Here is a 6,992-nt window from a genome sequence, read left to right as displayed (position 1 = left end):
TCGGCTCCGACTATCCGGTGATCACGCCGGACCGCTGGCTGGCCGACTTCGACAAGCTCGAGATCAAGCCCGAGGTCCGCCCGAAGATCCTGAAGGACAACGCCGTACGCCTGCTCGGGCTCGGCACGCAGGAGAGGACGACGAACGCATGACCACCACGGCTTACGGGCTCGACGAGATCAAGGCGCTGGCCGGCAAGGATCTCGGCCACAGCGGCTGGCTGGAGATCGCCCAGGAGCGGGTGAACACCTTCGCCGACGCCACCGACGACCACCAGTGGATCCACGTCGACCCCGACAGGGCCGAGGACGGCCCGTTCGGCGGCACGATCGCCCACGGTTACCTCACGCTGTCCCTGGTCATTCCGCTGTTCAACGAACTGCTCGACATCCAGGGCGTGAAGATGAGCATCAACTACGGGCTGGAGAAGGTCCGCTTCCCCAGCCCGGTCAAGGTGGGCAGCAGGATCCGCCTCGCCGCCGCCGTCGTCTCCGTCGAGGACGTCCCCGGCGACGGCGTCCAGATGCTGCTCGACTTCACCGTCGAGATCGAAGGTGCGAACAAGCCGGCCTGCGTCGCCCGGGCGATCTACCGGCACTACGCCTGAGCCGTGAGCGGGCGCCGTTTCCGGCGCCGCCGCCGTCGACTCCCAGGTCGGCCTCGTCGACGATCCCGAGCTGGTCGTGCCTGCTCGGTCTTGACGCCTTCCCTGATCCCCCAGCTCACAGGAGGTCGAACACCGATGCGCAACGCCGGACTGGGAGGGTGGCCCGCCCGCCGGGCCCAGATGACACCGGACCGGACCGCGTTCGTCTTCGCGGACCGGCCCTTCACCTACGCCGAGGTCCACGAACGGACGACACGGCTGGCGTCCCGGTTGCGTGCGACGGGGGTGCGGGCCGGTGATCGGGTCGCCTACCTCGGCCGCAATCACGTCGCCTTCGTCGAGACGATGTTCGCCTCGCACCTGCTCGGGGCGATCTTCGTGCCGCTGAACTTCCGTCTGGCCGCGCCCGAGATCGGCTACATGCTGGACCACTCGGGCGCCGCGGTCCTGGTCTACGCGCCCGAGTGCACCGAGGTGGTCCGAGCCCTCCCGCAGGACACCGCGGCTCCCCTCCGGCAGGTCGTCGCCCTCGGCGCTCCGGGGCCGGGGGAGCGGCATTACGAGACCTGGCTCGCGGAGGGCGATCCCACCCCGATCGACACGCCTGTGCGGCTGGAGGACACGGCGCTCATCCTCTACACCTCGGGTACGACCGGGCGGCCCAAGGGCGCGATGCTCACCCACGGCAACCTTGTGTGGAACTGTTTCAACCTCCTGCTCGGCGTCGATGTCACCAGCGACGAGGTGACGCTGATCAGCGCGCCGCTTTTCCACGTCGCCGCCCTGGACCAGACCCTGCTGCCGACCTTCCTCAAGGGCGGATGCTCGGTGATCATGCCGTCGTGGGACGTGGACGAGTGTTACGACCTCATGGAGAAGTACGAGGTCACCTGGATGTTCGGGGTCACCACGATGTTCGCCGCGTTCGCCCGGTCGCCCAGGTTCGCGGGCGCGGACCTGTCCTCGCTGCGCACCCTGATGTCCGGGGGTGCGGCGATCCCCGCCGCGCTGATCCGCACCTACCAGGAACGGGGCCTGGTGTTCTGCCAGGGATACGGGCTCACCGAGACCGCTCCCGGCGCCACCTTCCTCGAGGCCAGCCAGAGCGTGCGCAAGGTGGGCTCGGCAGGAGTGCCGGTGTTCTTCGCCAATGTGCGGGTCGTCCAGCCCGACGGCACGGACGCGGCGGTGGGACAGCCGGGTGAGGTGCTCATCCAGGGGCCGAACGTGACCCCCGGCTACTGGCGCAACCCGGAGGCGACCGCCGCCGCGTTCTCCGACGGCGGCTGGTTCCGCTCCGGCGACGTCGCCGTTCTGGACGAGGAGGGGCACCTCTACGTCGTCGACCGGGTCAAGGACATGTACATCTCGGGCGGGGAGAACGTCTACCCGGCCGAAGTCGAGGCAGCGATCTTCGAGCATCCGGCCATCGCCGAGGTCGCCGTGCTCGGCGTACCCGACGCCACATGGGGTGAGGTCGGCCGCGCGTTCGTGGTGCTCCGCCCCGGCGCGAGTGTCACCGCCGATGAGCTGCACGAGTTTCTCCGCTCTCGCCTGGCCAAATACAAAATGCCGGTCTATTTCGACATTACGGACGACCTGCCGAAGACGGGCTCGGGAAAGATCCAGAAACTCCACCTGCGACGCCTCCCGCTGCCGAACGCCGGCAGTTCCACTTCTCCGGCATGACCACGGTTCGCGTTCAGGGCGATCGCGACCGCGGCGGCGCCGATACACCCGGCCGGGACGTTTTCCGCGCCGGATGAGACCGGGACGGTGGTGATGTGCACCGGCTCCGCGGGTGATGAACGTTTCAGCGACGGGTGCGCGCGTACGAAGTGGGCCGGCGCGAGTATGCGGTGGTGGAACGGTAGGTAAGGGGCGAAGCCCTTGCGGAAGGGCATGGTCACGTTCTTGACGGGCCGGTCCGTGTCGTATTTGCTCCGCTCACCACCATCGGGCTGAGGGAACGTTGAGAAGCCACATTGTTAGCGCTAACAATCGATGGTCGTTCCCCGCATAGGTGCGGAGCCGAGATCCGGTCACGGGAGCGCCGCAGGCCGTCGGTCTCGTCCCTGCGCCCGCGTGCCATGCCCGCATACAGCATCCGAATCACCACTGGAGGGCTGAGATGAAACCGCCCAACCATTCGTCGGACCGGTCACGAGGCCGCGTCCGCGGTCTGGCCGCCGTTCTGGCCGCGGCCACCGCCGTCGCGGTCGGCCTGGCGATGCCCGCGCAGGCGGCGTCGACGCTGAAGGCGTCGGCCGAGGCCAAGGGGCGCTACTTCGGCACCGCGCTGACGCGGGGCGACCTCGGCATCAGCGCCGAGGTCAACCTCGCCGCGGCCCAGTTCGACATGGTGACCCCCGGCAACGAGATGAAGTGGGACGCCACCGAGCCGTCCAGAGGCTCGTTCAACTTCGGGTCGGGTGACCAGATCGTCTCCTTCGCCCAGTCCCACGGCATGCGGGTACGCGGGCACAATCTGGTGTGGCACGCCCAGTTGCCCGCCTGGGTCAGCAGCCTGCCGCTGAACCAGGTCCAGGGCGTGATGGAGAACCACATCACCACGGAGGCCACCCACTACAAGGGGAAGGTCTACGCCTGGGACGTCATCAACGAGCCGTACAACGAGGACGGCACGCTCCGCCAGGACGTGTTCTACAAGGCGATGGGCGCCAACTACCTCGCGATCGCGTTGCGGGCCGCGCACGCCGCCGACCCGAACGCCAAGCTGTACATCAACGACTACAACATCGAGGGCATCAACGCCAAGAGCAACGGGCTCTACTCGCTGGCCCAGTCGCTGGTGTCCCAGGGTGTCCCGCTGCACGGCATCGGCTTCGAGAGCCACTTCATCGTCGGCCAGATTCCCTCGTCCCTGCAGGCGAACATGCAGCGCTTCGCCGACCTGGGCCTGGACGTCGCCATCACCGAACTCGACGACCGCATCCCGATGCCGGCCGACTCTTCCGAACTGCAGCAGCAGGGCACCGACTACGGCAAGGTCGTGAACGCCTGCCTGGCGGTCTCCCGCTGCGTCGGCGTCTCACAGTGGGGCGTGGACGACGGCCATACCTGGATCCCCGGGACGTTCCCCGGTTATGGCGCCCCCATGATGTGGGACTCCAGTTACCAGCCCAAGCCCGCCTACACCGCGGCGCTGAACGCCCTCAACAGCGCTCCCAACACCTCGCCGAGCCCGACCCCGCCGGTCAGCCCGAGCCCGAGCCCGACCCCGCCGGTCAGCCCCAGCCCGACCCCGCCGGTCAGCCCCAGCGCCACTCCTCCGGTCACGGGTGCGTGCTCGGCGACCCTGACGACGGTCAACAGCTGGCCGGGCGGGTTCCAGTCGGAGGTCACGGTCCGCGCGGGCAGTTCGGCGGTCAACGGCTGGACCGTGAAGTGGACCTGGCCGGGCGGGCAGACCATCAGCAGCCTGTGGAACGGCACACAGAGCGTGTCCGGCTCCTCGGTGACCGTCCGCAACGCCTCCTACAACGGCTCCATCGAGGCCGGGGCGTCCACCACCTTCGGCTTCACCGCCAACGGCACCGCGGCCACTCCGTCCGTCACCTGCACCAGCCCCTGACCCCGTCACGCGACAGCGCCGAGATCGGGCCGGGACCCCCATCCCGGCCCGTCGTGGTGATCGCCGTCCCGGGCCGCCCTGGGTTTCCGGCCCCCGATCACCTGGGACTCCTTCAGTGCCGGGTGCTCGCCCGGTTGCGCCAGGCGAGGCCGATCCAGGCCGCGACGGCGAGGAGCGCCACGAGAGCGATGATGCCGATCTTGAGGGGCATCCCCATCGCGCCTTCGTCGTCCGCCACGGTCGACGTCGCCGCGGCCTTGTTCTGCGCCGGCCCGGTCGCCGCCACGGGCGAGGCGGCGATGTCTCCCGCCTTCACCCTCACCGTCGCGTGCGCCTTGGAGGGCTCGGTCGCGGTCACGGTGACCTGCCACTCGCCGCTCGGCAGCGGCTCGGCGAGGTGGTAGACGTTCTGGCCCTCGGATGCCGACCTGAGCGGCGCCGGCCCGAAGGAACGGCCGTCGGTCGAGGTCGCGGTCAGCGTCGCCTCGACGATCTCCGTGACGGGATGGCCGTCCTTCTTGTACGTCGCCAGCACGTTGACGTTGTCGGCGCCGTCCCCCGTCACCTCCAACTTGATCGCTCCGCCGTGGGCGGAGGCCGCCGGCGCGCCGAGCATCAGCACGAGCCCGGCCATTAGGGCGGTGAGGACGTATGTCAGTGTCTTTTTCACGAGTCGTGACTCCCCTCGGGTTCGGCGTCGGGCGTGAGGTCCCCTTCGCCGGGTGATGTCGGCAGGAATACGTGCTGGTGGCCGTAGCCCGCGTCGACGTTCACGGCGTCGAGGGCGGTGGCTCCGACCGACCAGGTGAAGAGCGCGTCGGCGCGTTGTCGTACGGCCAGGTCCATCGCGGTGGTGCGGCCCGGTCCGGTGAGGTCCCGCGCGGCCGCGTAGGTGTCGACGGTCGTGGCGATCTGCCGTACGGCGGAGGCGAGACTCGACCTCGCCACGTTGGTGGCGGTCTCACCGGACGGCGGGTCGGCGAAGCCTTCGACGGCCGCGGTGGCCGCCTTCCGCCAGTTCTCGACGTCGGCGGCGGTCACCACGGCCGGTCCCGCGGTGCCGTCGGCGGGCAACGCCCGGCCCAGTCCGTCGAGCACGGGGACGAGCCGGTCCCGCGTGGTGCGGGCCAGCTCCGTCAGGGTCTTGATCTGTGTCTTGTCCCGGAGGGCGGACTCGGCGCGGATCTGGTCGGCCATCTGCTCGATCGAGCTCGGCCGGGTCACTCCGAACACCACACCGCCGGCGACGATCGCGCCGAGCGCGAACGCGACCGTGAGGGCGAGCACGCGGCCCCAAATCGGACGCCGGACCGGCATCGGTTGCCTGGGTCGGTTGATGGTCGCCACCTCCTGAGGGGCGGATGTCGGTGATCGGTTGAACGGGGTCCTCGCACCATGTGCCGGGGGGTGGCCCGCGGATGGTTCGGCGCGGGTGGGGGATTCCTCCCGCCCGCGCGTCCTGGTGGTCAGGCTCCGAGTGGGGTGCCCCGGCTGTTGAGGATGATCAGTTTTTCGATGCGCTTGCGGCGGCGTGCGCTGGTGATGCGGATGGCGAGGAAGGCCAGGGCGAGGAGTGCCAGGAGGGCGAGTTGCGGCCAGGGGATCGCCCAGACGGTGGTGTCGATCGCGATGCGCTCGGCGGTGACGCCGGGCAGGGGTTTGCCCGCGGGGGAGGGGATCGCCATGATCGTCGTGCCGATGGGGCCAAGCGGCCAGGTGCCGGTCACGCGTGCGGTGAACGTGCGGCTGCCGCCCGGCATGATTTCCCTGGCCTTGGCTTCGGAGGTGTCGTCCCAGCCGTTTTCGCCGGCGAAGGTGGAGGTCAGGATCCGGCTGTCGGGGGCCAGGCGGACGTTGCCGGCGTTGGCCAGGGTGTAGGTCACCTCGACGGTGCCCGGGGTGAAGGGGTTCCACGACCAGGTGTAGGTGGTGTGGATGCCGGTCACGTTGACTTTGGCGACGAAGCCGCCGGTCACGCGGATGTTGAGGCGGACGCCGACGCGGTTTTGGACGCGGACCTGGCCGGAGATGGTGTCGATGGATGCGGTGACGCCGGCGGGGTGGTCGCCGGGTGTGGCGTTCTGCGGGATCGACACCTTCACCGGCACGACGGCGGTGGCTCCGGCGGCGATGGTCACCTTGTCGGGGATCTGGATCCAGGCGCCGCCGTCGACGGGTGTGGCGTCGGAGGGCCGCATGTCGAAGTAGCCCTTGGCGGTCAGGTAGCCGTCGTTGGCGTCGATCGCGAAGTCGACGGGCTGGGTGGAGCGGTTGATGACCGCGACGTGTTCGGTGACCTGCTGTCCGCCGGCGAGTTCGATGTCGATGACGTTGCGGCCGTCGGGGCCGTTGGCGTTGGCCGGGACGACCGACCAGGTGGTGTCGGCCCCGGCGGGGGCGGCGAACGCGACCACGACGACCGCGCTGATCATGGTCGTTATGGTGGTCATGGCGACCAAGACGGTCACGCCGGCGGCCTTGAGGGCGGCGGCGGCTGCCTTCAGGGGGCCGGCTGCCGTGCGGGCGGCGAGGGGGGCGGGGGCGCCTCGCGGGCGGCTCTTGGTCGGCATTGGTGTCTCCTGTCTCATCGTGGGTGTCCGGGACGTGTGTCAGGGTGGCACAGGTCCCGGACGTCCACAGTGGGCGGTGGTGTCCCGCCTGCGGGTTCAGGACTGGTTGAACAGCGACAGTGTGAGGGTGGAGTGGTATTCCCCGGCGGCGACGTCGGTGGAGGTGCGCAGGGCGAGGTCGGCGTTGACCTTGGAGGTGCCGATCTCGTCGGCGGAGTTG

7 protein-coding genes are annotated in these 6,992 nt (G+C 69.5%); 4 read left to right on the top strand and 3 right to left on the bottom strand.

Going from position 1 to position 6,992, the window contains the following annotated elements:
- The 4 genes from HHX35_RS42180 to HHX35_RS42165 form a co-directional block, all read left to right on the top strand.
- The coding region (locus HHX35_RS42180) for an amidohydrolase family protein (RefSeq protein WP_182904215.1) at window positions 1–152 on the top strand (152 nt) is incomplete at its 5' end.
- Window positions 149–607, top strand: a complete 459-nt coding sequence (locus HHX35_RS42175; protein ID WP_182904214.1) for a MaoC family dehydratase — start codon at window positions 149–151, stop codon at window positions 605–607. The genes HHX35_RS42180 and HHX35_RS42175, both read left to right, overlap by 4 nt.
- A 135-nt stretch (window positions 608–742) precedes the next feature.
- Window positions 743–2,296 carry a long-chain fatty acid--CoA ligase gene (locus tag HHX35_RS42170; RefSeq protein ID WP_182904213.1) on the top strand — a complete coding sequence of 518 codons (1,554 nt, stop codon included), beginning with the start codon at window positions 743–745 and terminating at the stop codon, window positions 2,294–2,296.
- 442 nt (window positions 2,297–2,738) lie between these two features.
- Window positions 2,739–4,202, top strand: coding sequence for an endo-1,4-beta-xylanase (locus HHX35_RS42165; RefSeq protein ID WP_182904212.1), 1,464 nt, complete (start codon window positions 2,739–2,741; stop codon window positions 4,200–4,202).
- Window positions 4,203–4,314: 112 nt separating this feature from the next.
- Here the strand turns inward: HHX35_RS42165 and HHX35_RS42160 are convergent, their stop codons facing one another.
- The 3 genes from HHX35_RS42160 to HHX35_RS42150 all read right to left on the bottom strand — a co-directional run bounded on the left by HHX35_RS42160 (window position 4,315) and on the right by HHX35_RS42150 (window position 6,772).
- Window positions 4,315–4,872, bottom strand: a complete 558-nt coding sequence (locus HHX35_RS42160; protein ID WP_182904211.1) for a hypothetical protein — start codon at window positions 4,870–4,872, stop codon at window positions 4,315–4,317.
- Window positions 4,869–5,489: a hypothetical protein gene (locus tag HHX35_RS42155; protein ID WP_182904210.1), complete on the bottom strand. Its 621-nt coding sequence runs from the start codon at window positions 5,487–5,489 to the stop codon at window positions 4,869–4,871. The genes HHX35_RS42160 and HHX35_RS42155 overlap by 4 nt, the downstream gene beginning before the upstream one ends.
- A gap of 179 nt (window positions 5,490–5,668) precedes the next feature.
- Complete coding sequence (locus tag HHX35_RS42150) at window positions 5,669–6,772, bottom strand: WxL protein peptidoglycan domain-containing protein (protein WP_182904209.1); 1,104 nt, start codon at window positions 6,770–6,772, stop codon at window positions 5,669–5,671.
- Window positions 6,773–6,992: the final 220 nt, after the last annotated feature.

This window comes from Microbispora sp. H10830, from assembly GCF_014161375.1.
Classification (GTDB): domain Bacteria; phylum Actinomycetota; class Actinomycetes; order Streptosporangiales; family Streptosporangiaceae; genus Microbispora; species Microbispora catharanthi.
This window is presented reverse-complemented; position numbering and strand designations above follow the sequence as displayed.